The 15,852-nt window shown below is 31.5% G+C and carries 16 protein-coding genes and 1 tRNA gene; 4 read left to right on the top strand and 13 right to left on the bottom strand.

All coding sequences use genetic code 11. The features are described from left to right. Nucleotides 1-4 precede the first annotated feature (4 nt). Entirely contained in the window at nucleotides 5-1,594 is a 1,590-nt protein-coding gene (locus WAF17_RS19930; RefSeq protein ID WP_338763560.1) for an AAA family ATPase, read from the bottom strand. 179 nt (nucleotides 1,595-1,773) lie between these two features. Then, nucleotides 1,774-3,090, bottom strand: coding sequence for a glycerol acyltransferase (locus WAF17_RS19925; protein ID WP_338763558.1), 1,317 nt, complete (start codon nucleotides 3,088-3,090; stop codon nucleotides 1,774-1,776). Nucleotides 3,091-3,210: 120 nt separating this feature from the next. On the opposite strand from WAF17_RS19925, the gene WAF17_RS19920 reads away from it, so the two are divergent. Together WAF17_RS19920 and def are read left to right on the top strand one after the other, a co-directional pair. Beyond that, nucleotides 3,211-4,083 carry a hypothetical protein gene (locus WAF17_RS19920; protein ID WP_338763557.1) on the top strand — a complete coding sequence of 291 codons (873 nt, stop codon included), beginning with the start codon at nucleotides 3,211-3,213 and terminating at the stop codon, nucleotides 4,081-4,083. 87 nt (nucleotides 4,084-4,170) lie between these two features. Beyond that, entirely contained in the window at nucleotides 4,171-4,722 is a 552-nt protein-coding gene (gene def / locus WAF17_RS19915) for a peptide deformylase (protein ID WP_338763555.1), read from the top strand. 53 nt (nucleotides 4,723-4,775) lie between these two features. On the opposite strand, the gene WAF17_RS19910 is transcribed toward def, so the two are convergent. The 8 genes from WAF17_RS19910 to WAF17_RS19875 all read right to left on the bottom strand — a co-directional run bounded on the left by WAF17_RS19910 (nucleotide 4,776) and on the right by WAF17_RS19875 (nucleotide 10,759). Next, nucleotides 4,776-5,234: a hypothetical protein gene (locus WAF17_RS19910; RefSeq protein ID WP_338763554.1), complete on the bottom strand. Its 459-nt coding sequence runs from the start codon at nucleotides 5,232-5,234 to the stop codon at nucleotides 4,776-4,778. Between the two features lie 58 nt (nucleotides 5,235-5,292). Continuing rightward, nucleotides 5,293-5,799, bottom strand: a complete 507-nt coding sequence (locus tag WAF17_RS19905; RefSeq protein ID WP_338763552.1) for a hypothetical protein — start codon at nucleotides 5,797-5,799, stop codon at nucleotides 5,293-5,295. A 61-nt stretch (nucleotides 5,800-5,860) separates the two neighbouring features. Next, entirely contained in the window at nucleotides 5,861-7,282 is a 1,422-nt protein-coding gene (locus WAF17_RS19900; RefSeq protein ID WP_338763550.1) for a choice-of-anchor Q domain-containing protein, read from the bottom strand. Between the two features lie 210 nt (nucleotides 7,283-7,492). After that, nucleotides 7,493-7,565 (bottom strand) — tRNA-Thr (locus tag WAF17_RS19895). Between the two features lie 273 nt (nucleotides 7,566-7,838). Then, nucleotides 7,839-8,714: a DUF58 domain-containing protein gene (locus WAF17_RS19890; RefSeq protein ID WP_338763548.1), complete on the bottom strand. Its 876-nt coding sequence runs from the start codon at nucleotides 8,712-8,714 to the stop codon at nucleotides 7,839-7,841. Nucleotides 8,715-8,770: 56 nt separating this feature from the next. Continuing rightward, nucleotides 8,771-9,838 carry a type IX secretion system protein PorQ gene (gene porQ, locus WAF17_RS19885; RefSeq protein ID WP_338763546.1) on the bottom strand — a complete coding sequence of 356 codons (1,068 nt, stop codon included), beginning with the start codon at nucleotides 9,836-9,838 and terminating at the stop codon, nucleotides 8,771-8,773. Nucleotides 9,839-9,989: 151 nt separating this feature from the next. Beyond that, nucleotides 9,990-10,298 carry a divalent-cation tolerance protein CutA gene (cutA, locus tag WAF17_RS19880; RefSeq protein ID WP_338763544.1) on the bottom strand — a complete coding sequence of 103 codons (309 nt, stop codon included), beginning with the start codon at nucleotides 10,296-10,298 and terminating at the stop codon, nucleotides 9,990-9,992. A 20-nt stretch (nucleotides 10,299-10,318) separates the two neighbouring features. Continuing rightward, nucleotides 10,319-10,759, bottom strand: coding sequence for a GNAT family N-acetyltransferase (locus WAF17_RS19875; protein ID WP_338763543.1), 441 nt, complete (start codon nucleotides 10,757-10,759; stop codon nucleotides 10,319-10,321). A gap of 261 nt (nucleotides 10,760-11,020) precedes the next feature. On the opposite strand from WAF17_RS19875, the gene frr reads away from it, so the two are divergent. Together frr and WAF17_RS19865 are read left to right on the top strand one after the other, a co-directional pair. Next, complete coding sequence (frr, locus tag WAF17_RS19870; RefSeq protein ID WP_338763542.1) at nucleotides 11,021-11,578, top strand: ribosome recycling factor; 558 nt, start codon at nucleotides 11,021-11,023, stop codon at nucleotides 11,576-11,578. A 236-nt stretch (nucleotides 11,579-11,814) separates the two neighbouring features. Next, the gene (locus WAF17_RS19865; protein ID WP_338763541.1) at nucleotides 11,815-12,243 is read left to right on the top strand and encodes a DUF1801 domain-containing protein; all 429 of its coding nucleotides are present in this window, start codon (nucleotides 11,815-11,817) and stop codon (nucleotides 12,241-12,243) included. A gap of 14 nt (nucleotides 12,244-12,257) precedes the next feature. Here the strand turns inward: WAF17_RS19865 and folB are convergent, their stop codons facing one another. From folB to WAF17_RS19850, 3 genes are all read right to left on the bottom strand, one after another. Then, entirely contained in the window at nucleotides 12,258-12,620 is a 363-nt protein-coding gene (gene folB / locus WAF17_RS19860) for a dihydroneopterin aldolase (RefSeq protein WP_338763539.1), read from the bottom strand. A gap of 99 nt (nucleotides 12,621-12,719) precedes the next feature. Further along, nucleotides 12,720-14,117: a T9SS type A sorting domain-containing protein gene (locus WAF17_RS19855; RefSeq protein ID WP_338763537.1), complete on the bottom strand. Its 1,398-nt coding sequence runs from the start codon at nucleotides 14,115-14,117 to the stop codon at nucleotides 12,720-12,722. Beyond that, the gene (locus tag WAF17_RS19850; RefSeq protein ID WP_338763536.1) at nucleotides 14,114-15,580 is read right to left on the bottom strand and encodes an immunoglobulin domain-containing protein; all 1,467 of its coding nucleotides are present in this window, start codon (nucleotides 15,578-15,580) and stop codon (nucleotides 14,114-14,116) included. Before WAF17_RS19850 ends, WAF17_RS19855 begins: the two co-directional genes overlap by 4 nt. Nucleotides 15,581-15,852: the final 272 nt, after the last annotated feature.

The raw sequence follows: 15,852 nt of genomic DNA, 5'->3' as shown, positions 1-15,852 counted from the left end.
TAAATTAAGATTTAGGAGGAGTAAAAACAAACTTTTTGCTTAGTTCTTTCAATCGTTTTTTATTCTCTTCTTTCTTAATTATTTCATCAAAGTTATCTTCTACATTTAGTTCTTCAATACCGTTATTTTCTGTGGAACGTATGCTTTCCATATCAAATAAAGGCGAGGTATAAATGGCATTTGGTAACAAATTTTTGACATCAATATCCATTCTCTCAATATAAGTTCCTTTTTCTTCACTTCTCTGAACTCTAAAAAACACTGTATTTTCTGGCATTCCTAATAGAGAAATTGCGCTATGTGTCGTAACAATAAACTGAACTTTAGGAAAAGTAGTAGAAAGAATATGAGGAAATTCTTTTTGCCATTTTGGATGTAAATGTGCTTCTATTTCATCAATCAAGACAATTCCTGTAAAATCACTAGGATTTTTTATTTCGGGTTGTGCTTCTGAAAGTCGCATAATCATGTCGCCAATCATCAAAACAATACTTTTATGTCCTGCTGACAAATGTTTAAATTCTACTTCAATTCCTTTTTCAATAAATAGAAAATCACTAATTGGTTTTGTTTTGTCTTTCTTTTTTATTTCTGATACATTTGGAAGAATATCAAGAATGATTGATTTAATTTTCTCAAAAAATTTTTCATCATTCGCAGAAATATCACGCAACCACGAATTAAAAACATTTGTTAATTTTGCTTTTTCTGAATCAAAGTTTAATAATGGATTTCGTTTTTCTTTGTTATCAAAAACACGTAGCCGAGCAGCTCCATAAGCAGTAAACTGTTTGAGAGATTTCATGCTACTTCTCATAGCATATTTTACTGGATGTTTAGGGTTATTAAAGATGTAGTTAGTATAAAATTTATCTTTCTCTTGATATTTTATTGAAATTCTACTGTTTTCCTTTCCTATGTCTTTGTCAGATAATTCATCAGGATTATAAAGACCTAAACCAATAGCTTGTAAAATAGATGTTTTACCATCTCCATTTTCTCCTGTAAGAACGACAAACTGAGCATCTACTGGTATTTCCTCTGATATATTTTGTATTGCTTGAAAATCATTTATTTTTATAAAAAATATAGATTTTTCTAATGGAGCAAAGTTTTGAAACTTTGAATAATATTTATTTTTATCATTTTCTAGTAAAGAGTATTGTATTGCCTTGTTCAACCTAACCGCAAACTGTTGTTTAATTCCTTCAATAATCTTTATATTTATTAGCATACTATTTTTTTCGTTAATATCGTTATCCCATGCATTCTCCATTAATCTCATAAATTCTATTTGATCATTTTCTGCATGGTCATTAGTGATATTATATGCTATATTTTTATTTTCATAAGATTGATAATTAAAAGGATTTTGTGTCATAATTATTAAATCTGATACAATTTCTCTCATCAACTTTAGTATATTTATACCTTCAAGGTTCTTAGATATTTCCTTTTTTAAAAATTTACTTTCTTCTTCTGAGTTTTTGAAAGATTGATTTTTACTCTTCTCTGTAATTTCATTCAGCTTTTGTATAATTCTCCTATAATAAGCTATCTTTTCCTGTACAATTTTAGGCAATTCGCTTTCCATAATCTTATATTTTTGGTGTTTTATGATTTCAAATATACTATTTTTTGAAGAATTTGTTTAAATAATACAGTCTTCTAATCCTCAACGACGCTTTTAAGCTCGTTGACGGTTCAGCAAAATAACCAACCGTCGTTGAGGCTCAAATGCAGCCGTCAAACGAGGATTCTACCTTCTAAAATCTAACTTCTAAACTTATTTACTTCTCTCCAAATTGTAGGCAACCAACCCACCACAGGCACGTACATCAACAAAACTTCTGGATTTTCGGTAACCAAATCAACCGTTTCTTTTAGCACATCCAAAACATCTTTGTCTTCTTCTAGCTGTTCTTCTAGTTCGCTTGTCTGTGCAATGGCTTGGGCTTGAACTACTTTTTCTTCTAAAGTAGGAGGAATATTTGAAAAATTATTAAGCTCAAAAAGTCGTTTTTGAAACTGCTTTTCGTGGTCAATAAAACGGAATGCCCACGTAAAAGGCAAGTATTCAGGTAGTTTTTTCCATTTCCAAAGTGCTGTTAGTAAAAACTCTTTCCAGTTGTATGGACTTTCGCCATAATGTTCTACAGCTTCATTGAGTTCTCTTTGCATAATAGCGTGGATAGCATCACGAAGCGCAAAAATTTCTTCTTCGGTAGCTTCTTCTACTGGCTTTCCTAAGATTTTATAAGGTTTGATGCGTCTGCCACGAACAAAAATAAGTTTTGCAGGAAGTGCAAAATAAAACATCCAAGGCTGTAAAGGAATCAAGACGGTCATAAAACCAACAGGCAAAAATGGAATTCCCAGTTTTTGAACTAAATTATCTAAAAATTCTATACTATAACTAAACGGATTGATGTATTCTGCATTAACAGTTGCAAAAGGAATAATATCAGCTTTGTGTTTCAAACTCATTCGAAGAGTAGAAGTAGAAAGGCGTTGTAGTTCATATTTTTTATCAAATCCTTTTCCAATTCCTCCTACACCTTCTGGATAAATCAAAACATTGAATTTCCCTTGTTCCATCATCGTTTCAAAATTGAGGGAAGTGGCATCTACTCCACCTGCTCGTTTCCAAAAATTCTCTATGGCAAACGGACTCATCATATTACTTTGTGAAAGCATCGGCGCAGTAAGTGGACGAGCTACTTTTGTCATATCATAATTATGAATCTTTAGAAGCATCGAAGAGAACACAATTGCATCCCAAGGAAACGCCATTCCAGAGTGATTACTTGCAAAAATCAGAGGGGCATCTGTTTTTCTATCTGGGTAGTCTTCTCCCTCAAAACCCACGAATTCGGTTCTGAAATAATATTTACTAAGTGGCTCTAAGATTCGCTTTATCAAACTGGCAGCGTAACGAGGGTCAAAGGGTGCGTTTATCTTGATTCCATTCGCCTCAATTACTTTTTTATGATTTTGAAGTTTTTGAGCTAGACTTTGAGCCTTTATATTTATATTATCAGAAGGAACACCTGTTACTGTTATATTGCTTGAAGGATTTTGATTTTCCATAATTGAGCTATTTTTTTGTTTCTTTGTTTTCTTGCTTTATTTTTCTGCAAAGCAACATATCCATTTGTTTACAAAATACGTAAAAAATTAGATTCTTTTACACTCTTTTCAGATTCATTTATGACAAATTCAATTACAATTCTCTCAAACAGTCCTATTTTACAAGAAAATCGTCAAGACCCAATTACAGGAGATTTGATAAAAGAAGGCAATAAAGTAGTGATTTGTGCAAGTTGTAAGTCTGCTTTTTTGGAAGGAAGTTGGAAGTATTTAGGGGAGAAACATTGTAACCAAATAGAAACGCTTAGTCAAGTTCCTGCTAGGCAAAGTTTTAAGTTTGTGAAGAAATTAAAGAAGCTAGAGCAGGTTATTTTTTCGGCTGAAAGTTATGGAGGAAATACAACTTTAATTGTAGCCGTTCCGACAGGAATTATTAGTTTTATACTTTCTATTTTACTTGTTTTAAATGTTATAAATATAGTATGGCTTTGGGGAGTTGTGGCTGGGCTTATCAGTATTCCTTTTATTTTTAATGCTTTTCAAACAAAAGAAGTGGAAGTAAAAGAAACAGCTATTTATGTCAAAAAAGGATTTGGAAGAAAAAAAAGATACCCAATTTCTCAGTTGGACAAAATAGATTTTACATTTTTTAATGGTTTTGACCATGAAATAAATCACGACCGTAGTCGCATAAAGAATAGTCTAATAGGAAATGAAATTACTATTTCCACGCCTCCTACTATTCGCTTAGGAGGTGTGTGGTTTCCACTACATTTACGTCTTAGTGAATACGATTTTAATAAAAACAGAGAAAAATTTATTGAATTTTTTAGTAAAATCAGTAATATTTTACCAGTCAATTTATCAACAGATGATGATGAACTAATAAAAGAATTTGAAGTAAAAGTTCCTAAGGCAACTATAAGAAAAGATTTGGAAGGACTACGTTATTTTTATGGGAATTTTTACAAGGGAGAAATTTATTTAGGTTAATTTTCATTTTAGTATTCTCTACAAAAAAACCTTATTTTCCGTATCTTTGTCATTATTTTCATTCTCAAAAAATCAAAATCTGAAATTATGGTTCGTCCGATATACGTATATGGTCATACTGTGCTTCGTAAAAAAGCAACTGATATAAAAAAAGAGGGTTCTATTGATGTAAAAGAACTCTCAAAAGATATGTTCGAAACGATGTATTCGGCAAGTGGTGTAGGCTTGGCAGGTCCTCAAATTGGTCTTGGAAAACGCATTTTTGTTGTCGATGGTGGTGCAATGGACGAAGAACTAGACGGCTTCAAAAAAGTATTTATCAACGCTGAAATTTTGGAAGAAGAAGGCGAAGAATGGACTTTTGAAGAAGGTTGTTTGTCTATTCCACAGATAAGAGGCGAAGTTTCTCGCAAACCAAAAATTAGAATCAAATATTTTGATGAAAACTGGGAGCAGCACGATGAAACCTTTGATGGCATCGCTGCCCGAATCATTCAGCACGAATACGACCACATTGAAGGAGTGTTGTTTACTGATTATCTTTCTCCACTTCGAAAACAACTTTTGAAAGGAAAATTAGATAAAATTAGTAAAGGAAAAATAACTGCTGATTATAGAGTTACATTGCCTAAAAAGTAGTTTTTAATATTTATTATTTAAACGGTTTATTTTGTAGAAAATAAGCCGTTTTTTCATTCCTTCTGTTCCTGCTCATCACAAACGCTAATAAATAAATCATTCTCCTCTTCTGTTAGAAAAAATAACTGCTCTCTTTCAGAAGAAATAGTAATGAATCCTCCTAAGTAAACAGACATAGTATAGGTTACTGAGTCATTTGTAATTTTAGTTTTATAATAACAAGGAAGTATTTCACAATTCAAATACATAACTGTATAACTACTCTCCTTCATATTTTGCATTATTCCAGCAAAATCTTTTTCCTCCAACGTCCATTTATCACACCCAGACATTTTAATATTTGTAGAGTTAGACTTTTTTGTATATTTTTTTGATATAGAATCTGAGAGTTTAAAATCTAGATAACCTATCAGAATATCTTTGTTTTGTTTTGAAGTATTCCTTCTTTTTGTATGTGCTTGACAAAATGCAAAAACAATGGCTAGTACAATAAATAAAAGTAGATTTTTCATAAAAAAGGTTTAAAATAAAAACAATGTCAATAGTTTTTTTGCCACAAAAAATATTGCCCTATTCCTCTTCATCATTCATAGAAAATTGTTTTTCTGTAATATAATAGTCTTCAATATTCAAAAATAATTCTCCCACATCTCCACTCAACTCTACTAAAATTCTTTTATCTGACAACCTATAGAACACAAGACTTCTTTGTTTATTTCGGAGTTCTTTTATTTCCTCGGCTTCAAAATGTTCAAGAGCAAATTTGACTTCATTTTTGTCCAATAAAAGAAAATGATAAAGAGTTTTTTTATCTGCTTTCGTGGTAATTACGATTTTCCCATTCTGGCGTTCATAATCACTTTTTGAATAAAACAATAAATCTATCTCGTCATAATTCATTTGATTTAAAATATTTCCATTCTGCTCATTCTCATAGATTACAATTCTATCATCAATTTTTTTCCAATTATCAGAAGTTAATAATTTTTGAGTTTCTTCTTTTGACAAAATTTGAATCATAAAATCTTTGTCAGAAGTCAGCATTTTTACCCTATATAAGTTTGGGGTTTCTTTCATAATTCTTGCTGTTTAAAATAAAAAATTCGTAATTCGTAATTCGTAATTCGTAATTCTAACATTATTCCCTCTCAAAAGCACCAATATCAGGCTGATCACCCCTAACTTTGCCTTCCAAATCTATCTGTAAGTCAATATTAAGACCAGTATCTATGGCTGGACTAAGCGAATCTAACCCATACTTTCCATTAAAAGCATCTACAAACTTAGGATTTTCATTCAAAATATTTGGTAATGAAGTATCTAAAAGCTGTGTTTTGACTAAATTAGAGTTCCAAAAGGTTTGAAAACTAGCTTCTGGAGAAGCAAACAAAATTAGTTCTTCATCTATACTTCCCCAAATAATATTATTTATTAAATAGGCTCTTAGATTGTCTCTAATAATTTGCTGATTTCCTAACGTATCTACAAATGCTAAAGTATTTGAAAGCTCAAAAGAAGGTTCATCTCTGAAAAAGTTGAATCCAAAATTGGAAAAGGTATTATTATAAAAATAATAATTTCCTCCTGCTCCAGCCGAAAAAGTACGGTTCAAACAATTATGAATAAGTGTATTTTGAATCAAAACATCAGAGTTTAGACAAAAAACACCTACATCAGCCATATTTCTAATTTCTGTATTCTCAATAATCAAGTCTGGAATTGTATCATTATCAGGCGTTCCGAAACGGATTCCTACGGTAGCATTTTCGATAGTAGCATAAGAGATTCTGTTATTTTTGCTGTTTTCTCCAAACAAAACGCCAAACCATTGTCCTAAGGCATTTTCAAAACTTCCATCATTTCTAAAACTTCCTAACTCTACATTTTCTGTCATATTTCCATTAATTTCTAACGAACCTGCTACCAAAAGTGCTGCATCTGTCAGAAAAGCTACTTTTACTCCTGCCTCTATTGTCAGTTTACAATTTTCCTCTACCAAAACACTTCCTTTAACAATATATGGTTTTTGCCCACTCCAAACCGTCTGACAATCCAAAACAGAATCTTCCAATAAAATTCCGTCTTGTAACCAAACTACCAAAGGCAATCGCTCCGTGTTTCCATTACTTTCAACCACCAAAAAATCTTCTAATTTTGTTATTTCATCAGTATTCAAAGTAGGAGGAAGAATATTTACAAAAACACGTAAACTATCATTTCCTCTTAAAAAAATATCAGTTGCTTCTTGCTGTTCTACTCCATTTATCGTCAGACGAAAAGGCGAATTTTCTCCAGTTTGAAGATAAAGACGTGAAATATTTAGAGCTTCTTCATTAAAATTTTTGATACTAGCACGTCTGACAGGCGACTCAAATCCAGTATAAAGCGTATCAAAAAAGACAGTATCAGGCGAAAAGCTAATTCTATTACTTGTATCTGCACTAATCATTTCATCTTTTGGCTCACAAGAAAAAAGAGAAACTGATAAAACACTAAAGAGGATAAAATAAAAGCTATTTTTTATAGAAAATAGTTTGGCTGATTGGATTATAGGATTCATTCTTTGAGAGCGTATTTTGATTATTTTTGTGGATGACAAAGATACAAAATATAAAAACTAGAAACTTTTGATAAAAACAAAAGGCATAAAAAAACCGATTCAATCTAAAACTTACCTAAAGTTTTTAGTCTGAATCGGAATTTAGTATTTTGTGCAATTTATCACTCTTACACTTCAATATTTTATAAACGAATCTATAAAATAATATTGAGCCTTCTAACGGGATCGAACCGTTGACCTATTGATTACAAATCAATTGCTCTACCAGCTGAGCTAAGAAGGCTTTTTTGATACATCAAAGGTAAAGAGTATTTTTTAGATTTACAACAAAAATAAAAAATTATTTTACTTTTATTACTCTTTATATTTTAATAAGACAAAACAACAACTACTTTTATTATTATTTCTCTATTTCTTTTCCCTTAATGCAATGCAAAGGTAAGACGTTTTTTTTTACTCTGCAAATAAACTTTCAAAAAAAAGACGTAAATTTTACTTTTATTTTTGAGGCTCTTTATAAAATGTTGATTTTTAGAGAATTATCTAATAAAAAAAATTATTTTCTTCTCGTCTTTCTCAATTTAAAGAGTTTTATCAGCTTAGGAACATAGTCATCATGCGTACTCAAATACAAATAATCTGCTCCATAGCGTTTACAAAGATTTTCTAGTTCCTCCCTCTTCTGTACAAACTGTTTTTCAAAATGCTGTCGATATTCTTTTGATGAAGTATTTACCCAAACGGATTTTCCAGATTCTTTATCATAAATTTGAACAATACCGAGCTGTGGCAAATCCTGTTCTCTTGGGTCGCCTAAGTGAATACAAATTAAATCATGTTGTTTGGCAACTCCTTTTAGTGCAGCTTCATAATTTTCATCAATAAAATCAGAAACCAGAATCATTACACTTTTTCGCTTAATGATATTCATTGCCATTGTAATGGCTTTTTGAAGGTTCGTTTGGTCAGAAGAAGGATTCAAATCAAAAATTACTTTCAAAATTTGGGCAGCTTGTCTGTTGCCTTTATCTGGACGAACATAACGCTCTCTCTTATCACTAAAACAAAGAAGACCTACCGAACTCTGTTCATTCAAAGCAGAAATCGTCAAGACACCACAAATTTCTTTTCCAATATCTAGTTTTTGCAGTCCTTTTGCACCCACACGCTGCGAAGCACTCACATCAAGCACGAAAAATACATTTTGTTCTTTTTCCTCTTTGTAGGTATTGATATATGTTCCTTGTCCTTTTGCCGAAATATTCCAGTTGATAGTACGAATATCATCGCCGTAATTGTACTGACGGACATCATCAAACTCTAATCCTGAGCCTTTAAAAACTGAATGACTTTCGCCTTGCATACTCGTATTGACTGCCTTACGAATCAAAACCTCATATTTACGAAGTTTACTAATTATATCTTTTAACATGAAAATGTTATTTAAAAATTATCAATATGAAACTCCTAAAGGAGTAAAAGGCAAAGTTATTTTTTTCGAAATAACTTTTTTGTATCTAATGTCAGTGTAAAGTTATTTGTTCCACCTGCAATATGTGCCAAAGAACGAGAATATGCAAACTCAAAAGAACGAATACGCACCACTCCACCAAATGAGAATCCTACAAAGGCAGGTCTAGTTGTTACAACTAATTCACGACGACGCAAAAAATTATATCCTGCACGAAGATTAAAATTCTTACTAAAAATTATTTCTGCTCCCAAAACAACTCTTCGAAATGCTTTATCGATGGCACTTGTTTCTTCTACCACAACTTGTCCGTTAGCGTCTAATGTTGTGCTTCTTGCAGGGTCGTTATAAGCAATATTTTTTCTAAATAGTTGGTGTAAAGTTAATGAAAACCGAACTGGCATCTTTTCAGGCTTTAAAGAAGCTCCCAAAAGAATATTCATTGGCATCTCATACTCCGAAGTAGGCGAATAGTTACTAATCAGAAAACCTAAATTATTCATAACTAACCCAAAACGCAAATCTTTGTCTGGATGTGTGAGCGTTCCTCCCAAATCTAAATAAACACCTGTTGCATTGAACCCAGCTAACTGCGAACCTGCGATTTTGAGCGTTCCACCAACACGAAAGGCATCAAATTTTTGAGAATGACTAACACCAAAACTATATTCACTTGCATTTACTTCTCCTAAAGAATTTCCTAGGGCATCATAACTTTCGATATTTCCATAATCAAGATATTGAAATGAAAAAGCAAGGTTTGAGAAAGCTCCTAACTTCTTGAAATTGTGTCCATAAGCCAAATTTACATTGCTAATTCCTGCTGAATAGCCATAATAAGCCAAAGAAAAACGGTCGTGTGTTTTTTCTGTCAATAAAGCAGGGTTTTCGATGTGCATATTTATATCTTGCTGACTTCCTGCATCTTGAGAAGTAATATTTGCCCCTCCAAGTCCAATTACTCGTGCATGTGTAGGGAGATTTATAAACTCTAAAGATGTCTTTCCCCCAACTTGTGCAAAAGTTAAATTTTGAGCTAACAGAAGTAAAATAAAAAAAGAAGTTAGAAAAAATAATTTATACATTTCTCAAAGTGGCTTTATAGTCTGTCCAAACCCTAAGGTTCTTTAAGACCCTTAGGGTTTAAAAACTTCACAAATAATCTACAATCTCTACAAATTTACTCGTTTTTATAAAAAAAGCACTCTAAAAAATCTATAATTTTAGAAATCAATTTCAAAGCTGATTTTTTGCCCATTCAAAATAGTGTTCATTCACTTTTATTTTCCAAAAAGCAATACAAGCAATATCATAAGAATGATGTTGTTCTATAAAAAGACTAACTTCTTTTGCCTTTTCAGGTAATGTCTTGACAATCAAAACATGCTCATTATCATTTTCAATATTTCCCTGCCAAAAATAGCAACTTTTTATAGGCATAGAATTAGTACAAGCAACTAATTTATTATCTAAAAGTAGCTTCGATAAATGTAAAGTTTCTGCTTCATCTTTACAAGGGACATAAAAAAGTAAAAGTTTTGGCAAAATAATATAGTTTTATAGAGTTAAGGCTTTAAATGTTTTTCTACTTTCATGTGAGGGATTCCAACTTCAGTAAATTCTTTTCCTAGTTTTTGATAATCCAAACTCTCATAAAAGCCAATGGCTGTTTGCCTAACGTTGGCTTCAATGACCTTATAATCTTTTGATTGAGCAAAATTTTCTGCAAACTCAATTAACTCTCTCCCAATTCCTCTTCCTTGCCAATCTTCTGCTATTACTACTTGTCGCATTTTGAGTTTGGAGGAAGACAAAGTAACAAACATGGCAGTACCAATTATTTTATGACTTTCATCATAGACTGCAATATGATAACTATTGTTTTCTAGTTCTAATTCTTCGGAGGAAAAACGCATACCTAAAGGTTGGCGCAACACACGCTCTCTCAAATGAACAGTATCCCAATAATCTTTTGAATTGTGTTCGATAACTCTAAACTCTAGCATAAAATAAGAAAAAAGTGAAAAAGTGAAAAATAAAAATGAGCTATTTCTAAAACCGAAGTTATTGAAAAATAAAGTTATTTCTGTCCAATGGAGTCAATATTTATAAAAAAACATAGTTTTTCTAACATTATTTTATAAAACTAATTTTTCTCAAAATAGTTAGTATCTTTTTAGAGTAATTTAGTAATTTTGGTATTTAATGTACTAGAACTACAATCTGAATACAAACTTTATTCAAAATCATTCAAATTAATAGAAATTATGCAAGAGGAAATCAATATGTATCTTGATGATGCAAAAGAACAAATGGACAAAGCTGTCAAACATACTATTTCAGAATTTAGTAAAATCCGTGCAGGAAAACCAACAGCTTCTATGTTTGATGGTGTTATGGTTGATTATTATGGCGCACAAACACCACTTGCTCAAGTAGCCAATATTTCTATTCCTGATGTAAAAACGGTAATGATTAAGCCTTGGGAAAAAAGTATGGTTGCCGAGATTACACGTGCAATTCGTGATAGTAATTTGGGCTTTAATCCGATGGGAGAAGCTGATTTGGTTCGTATTAATGTACCTGCGCTTTCAGGAGAACGTCGTCAAGAGCTTGTAAAACGTGCAAAAGCAGAAGCAGAAGAAGGAAAAATAGGAATTCGTAATGCTCGTAAAAACACTAATAATTCGCTACGTGCCATTGATGGAGCGCCTGAAGACATGGTAAAAGGAGCAGAAAATAAAGTACAGGCACTTACAGATGATTATACTAAAAAAATTGATGAGCTTTTTGATGCAAAAGAAAAAGACATCACTACGGTATAAATAAAGTATGAAATTAGATTTTAGAAGTCAGAAGTAAGAGCTTGTTTAATTTTTTTACTTTCGGCTTCAAGTGAGTAATTTCACTTTCACTATCAAAATAAAAACTTAAACAAGCTCTAAACACAAAATCATATACATTTTAATTTACTTTCTGTAACTTAGTCATAAAGAAAATTTAATCGTGTACAAAGTCTTTTCTAATTTTATTTAGAAAAGACTTTTTTGATAAAAAAATTATGCAGCAATCAGAATACGTAAGTCAGTATATTTTTAATCAAGAATATTATCAAAACGAACTTTTCTATCTTCGTAAACTCATTTTTGAGAAGTTACCAACTGTAAAAGAATCTATAAAATGGAAAATTCCTTTTTATGATTATCAAAACAGACCTCTTCTGTTTCTTAATCCTAAAAAACATAATTTAATTATTGGTTTTATGGATGGCGTACATTTGAAAGATGAAGAAAATATTTTTTCTACAGATTCTCTTTCTCTCAAACGCATTCGTCATCTTTATTTTCCTCCTATTTTAGATGAATATGATTTGGAAAATCTATCAGAAGAAGAAATCAAATTTCAGAATGAAGAATTTGAGTTTTTTGAACAGAGTTTTTGTAAAATGTTACAGAAAGCAGCTATTTTCATAGAAAATAAAAATAGCTAATCTTGTTATTTCCTCTACTTCTTCCTGCTTCTTTCCAAGGTAACCTTAGACCATTTACAAACACCTCCAATCGGTGCGTTATATTTGTGTACGACCACTTTTGCAGCATCTACTTTTGATATTTCTTCTAAAACACCTTTCAAAATATTTCCTGCTAGGTGTTCCAAAAGTTTGGCTGGTGTATTTACTTCTCGCTCTACAATTTTGTATAAATGCCCGTAATCTACGGTATCTTTTACATTATCACTTTCTGAGGCTTGTTCTAAATCTGCTTCTACCTCAACATCAATTCTGTAACGATTTCCAATAATTCGTTCTTCTTCATGTACGCCATGTTTGGCAAAAAACTCTAATTCTTCTAAGGCTATTTTTCCCATATTGATTTAATTATTTTGAATGATGTTCAATAAAAAAGCGTAGCTACAAAGAACTACACTTTATCATTTTCTAGCAAAAATCTTGAAAAAAAACCTCTTTTATTTCACTACAAAACGCTTTGTAATCATTCCTTTATTTGTCTTGAAACGAATAAAATAAAGTCCTTTTGTCAAGCTATTAATTTGTACTGTTGTGTTTTCTGATAAATCTCCATTTTTGATAGTTTTTCCAATTACATCCACAATAGAATAATTTTCTAATTGAATCTCTTTTGTTTCTATTTTGATAAAATCAGAAGCTGGATTAGGAAATAGTTTTATATTTTCTGCATAGCTATTTTCTTCTTCTGAAGATAAAACTCTATCGGCTGTCAAGATTGGATAAATAGCATGTGCTGCCGAAATCCCTCTTCCACCTTCTGATTCTGGTTTTGAATAAGGTTGCCAAGTATCATTTGCTAATTGTTCCCATGCAGTATTGCCGTTTTCAGCAGTAGCAGGAGTGGTAAGAACAGCAAACTCAAATTTGGCAAAATCATCATAGGAGTAGTAATCAAAACCAACACTTATATAAAAATCTTTTGGCACTTCGATAGCTGCATCAAAAGAAACTCTAAGAAAACCATGTTTGCTTATTGAGCCTGTAACTTTATCAAGAGGCACATAGACAGAATCTAAGATTAAGTCTGGGGATTGGTCGTCAGAACTAGCAGACATAACATAAATACGAACAAATTTACCTTTCTGTTTTCCTTGTATATCAATTCCTCCCAAATAGATTTCTGCTCCTTGCAGAAATTTGTCTTCATAATTAGAAAAATACTCAGCCTTAGCTTTATCCTTTTTAGAGTTATGCCCTGCTATAAAACCATCATTATTTTTTGATGCTTTCTTTGTTCCTTCTGTATTAATTAGTTTAGAATACTTTTCTATTACTTTAATGTAATTTGATTTTGTGAGCGTATCTATACCAGAAACATTACTTGTTATGAGTGAAACATCATAATCTCCTTCTTGACTATACTTGGTCGTAAAGGTAGAGTTTGTAGATTGAGTAACTGATGCACCTTCCAAATTCCATTCATAGTTTTCAGGATCGGCTTCCGAAATATCTCTAAACTCTATCTCTTCATTTAGAAAAGCTAAAGTCAAATCAGCTATAAAATCTGTTTTGGGTTTTGTATGAAAAACTGGACGTATTGCAAATGATGTAGGTATTTCTAAACCTCCCTCTGAAACAGGTGTAGAGAGAGGTTGCCATTTTCCTTCTGCTGTTTCCCAAGCCGTATTATCTTCTATAGTATAGTTACAACCCCTTTTTACAAAGAGACTATTAGTATTAGAATTTACACCAATATAGAATTTATTAGGAACTGTTGTTAATTGATTAAGTAAAAAATCTTCCTTTTTGAGTTGTAGGTCTTGAAATTCAGAAGCCGTAAATCGAAGAGATTTCAGAACTGTTTTGGGAGCATTATTAATTCCATCTGGTTTCAAAATAGATATACAACATCAGAAGTAGTATCTCTATTTACTTTAAAATAATAAGAGTCAATATTTACACCTTTTAGAAGAGAAGAATTAGATTCTGTTTGAAAATACTCGGCTTTAGACAAACGCTCTCTTCCATCATTCAAATCTATAATGGGTTCTTGTGATAGTTCAGGTTCTATTTTATATATGGTACTTTCGCTTGAACATCCTCTAGAATCAATTACCTTAGTTTTGACCCAATGAGTTTTAGATAGATTAGTATTAAATTCCATCTTAGGTCTTCTACTACGTTCTGTTTTATTCCAACCCAAAATCTCCCAATTCGCATTTTGAGAAGGAGGAGAATTATCTGGAGTAGTCGTAGTGTACCATATGGTTGTATAATTCGCAATTCCACCTCTTATGAATCCTTCAAATTGAGTATTCCAACCTTTACAGTAAGTAGAAGGTATTTCTATTATATAAGCTTGTAAATCTTTTACCTTGAACTTAAATTTGGCTACTGTACGAGTTCCGTTTTCATCAAATACTTCAAGAACATAAGATGCCTCAGGTATTGCAAGCATTCCTATATAAAGTGAATACCAATTACTTCCTAATTTTTTGTTTAATGTAAAACTGCCTAATTTACAACGTTGCCAACTATATAAATATGCTGTTAATATACCTGCTCTGTATCTTTCCTCAAATACAAAATTAAAACTTCCATTTTCATCATTAATATAATAGCTACTACTCAAATTTTGAGTTAGTACAGCATGGTTACCACCTTCATCTATTCCTACTGGAATAGGGTAATCTTCGTTACATCCATCACGTAGAATGAGATGAGGAGATTCTATTTTAGCAGCACAAGTACGAGTTTCGTTCCATACAGTAAGCTGATAAACTCCTGCATCATTATCCGATAATGAAGATTTAGAAAAATCTTTATTCGTACTCAAAACTTGAGGGTTTGTAATTTCTTGTAGAGCTTTCGTTTTTATCTTACGCCACTCGTATGTATAGTTTTCATTTGGGTTTTCCAAAATAGGAGAAAAAACAACATTATCTCCTTCGTACAACATGCAATTATCAGATTCAATAGCAATAACAACAGGAGCTTTATTAATTGTAATAGGAACTTCTATACTACTGCTTTTAGAGCTACCAAGTGAAGCAACAGCGTAAACTGTATTTGTTCCTAAGCCAAAAGTAATTATAGAATCCAAAGGAAATACTTCTCCATTTTGAGAAACTGTAAAAGGTTGAGTATTATTTATATTAGCATCCATATACCACTCTATCTGTGCGTTTGGAGTAGAAGAAGTAGCTGAAATAGGCATACTTTCTCCTTTGCAATACGTAGAATAATTTGCAACAGGAGGATTTACTTGTCCAAATACAAATAATGGAAAGAAAGCTAATAAAAGAGCGAAACAAATCCCGAACAAACTATCATTTGCTGTAAGTAATCTTAATTTCATATTTTTTAATTTAATTATAATAATTTTGATGTTACAAAGGTACAGCTTTATAGTCTATAAAGTAAGAAAGTAAATATACTATTTTAGTTTGAATGTAGTAATAAAAACACAAACTATCATTAAATAAAAAAGTAAAAAAGGATTTTGATTTGTTTCTTTGCCCAAACTACTATAAATTAGTTTTATGAAGTCCTAAATTTGACTTACCTTGCTATTTTTCTGTTCAATTATAGTTTTAGAAATGAGAAAATTGTTTTGAGCCTAACCACTAT

Origin of the sequence: Bernardetia sp. ABR2-2B (genome assembly GCF_037126435.1) — a bacterium.
Classification (GTDB): domain Bacteria; phylum Bacteroidota; class Bacteroidia; order Cytophagales; family Bernardetiaceae; genus Bernardetia.
This window is presented reverse-complemented; position numbering and strand designations above follow the sequence as displayed.

What these genes read in the sequence shown, in the direction of transcription:
- WAF17_RS19925 (WP_338763558.1), bottom strand. Translation starts at nt 3,090, where the DNA reads ATGGAAAATCAAAATCCTTCAAGCAATATAACAGTAACAGGTGTTCCT.
- WAF17_RS19930 (WP_338763560.1), bottom strand. Translation starts at nt 1,594, where the DNA reads ATGGAAAGCGAATTGCCTAAAATTGTACAGGAAAAGATAGCTTATTAT.
- porQ (WP_338763546.1), bottom strand. Translation starts at nt 9,838, where the DNA reads ATGTATAAATTATTTTTTCTAACTTCTTTTTTTATTTTACTTCTGTTA.
- WAF17_RS19865 (WP_338763541.1), top strand. Translation starts at nt 11,815, where the DNA reads ATGCAGCAATCAGAATACGTAAGTCAGTATATTTTTAATCAAGAATAT.
- WAF17_RS19850 (WP_338763536.1), bottom strand. Translation starts at nt 15,580, where the DNA reads ATGAAATTAAGATTACTTACAGCAAATGATAGTTTGTTCGGGATTTGT.
- def (WP_338763555.1), top strand. Translation starts at nt 4,171, where the DNA reads ATGGTTCGTCCGATATACGTATATGGTCATACTGTGCTTCGTAAAAAA.
- folB (WP_338763539.1), bottom strand. Translation starts at nt 12,620, where the DNA reads ATGGGAAAAATAGCCTTAGAAGAATTAGAGTTTTTTGCCAAACATGGC.
- WAF17_RS19920 (WP_338763557.1), top strand. Translation starts at nt 3,211, where the DNA reads ATGACAAATTCAATTACAATTCTCTCAAACAGTCCTATTTTACAAGAA.
- WAF17_RS19910 (WP_338763554.1), bottom strand. Translation starts at nt 5,234, where the DNA reads ATGAAAAATCTACTTTTATTTATTGTACTAGCCATTGTTTTTGCATTT.
- WAF17_RS19900 (WP_338763550.1), bottom strand. Translation starts at nt 7,282, where the DNA reads ATGAATCCTATAATCCAATCAGCCAAACTATTTTCTATAAAAAATAGC.
- WAF17_RS19905 (WP_338763552.1), bottom strand. Translation starts at nt 5,799, where the DNA reads ATGAAAGAAACCCCAAACTTATATAGGGTAAAAATGCTGACTTCTGAC.
- WAF17_RS19875 (WP_338763543.1), bottom strand. Translation starts at nt 10,759, where the DNA reads ATGCTAGAGTTTAGAGTTATCGAACACAATTCAAAAGATTATTGGGAT.
- WAF17_RS19890 (WP_338763548.1), bottom strand. Translation starts at nt 8,714, where the DNA reads ATGTTAAAAGATATAATTAGTAAACTTCGTAAATATGAGGTTTTGATT.
- frr (WP_338763542.1), top strand. Translation starts at nt 11,021, where the DNA reads ATGCAAGAGGAAATCAATATGTATCTTGATGATGCAAAAGAACAAATG.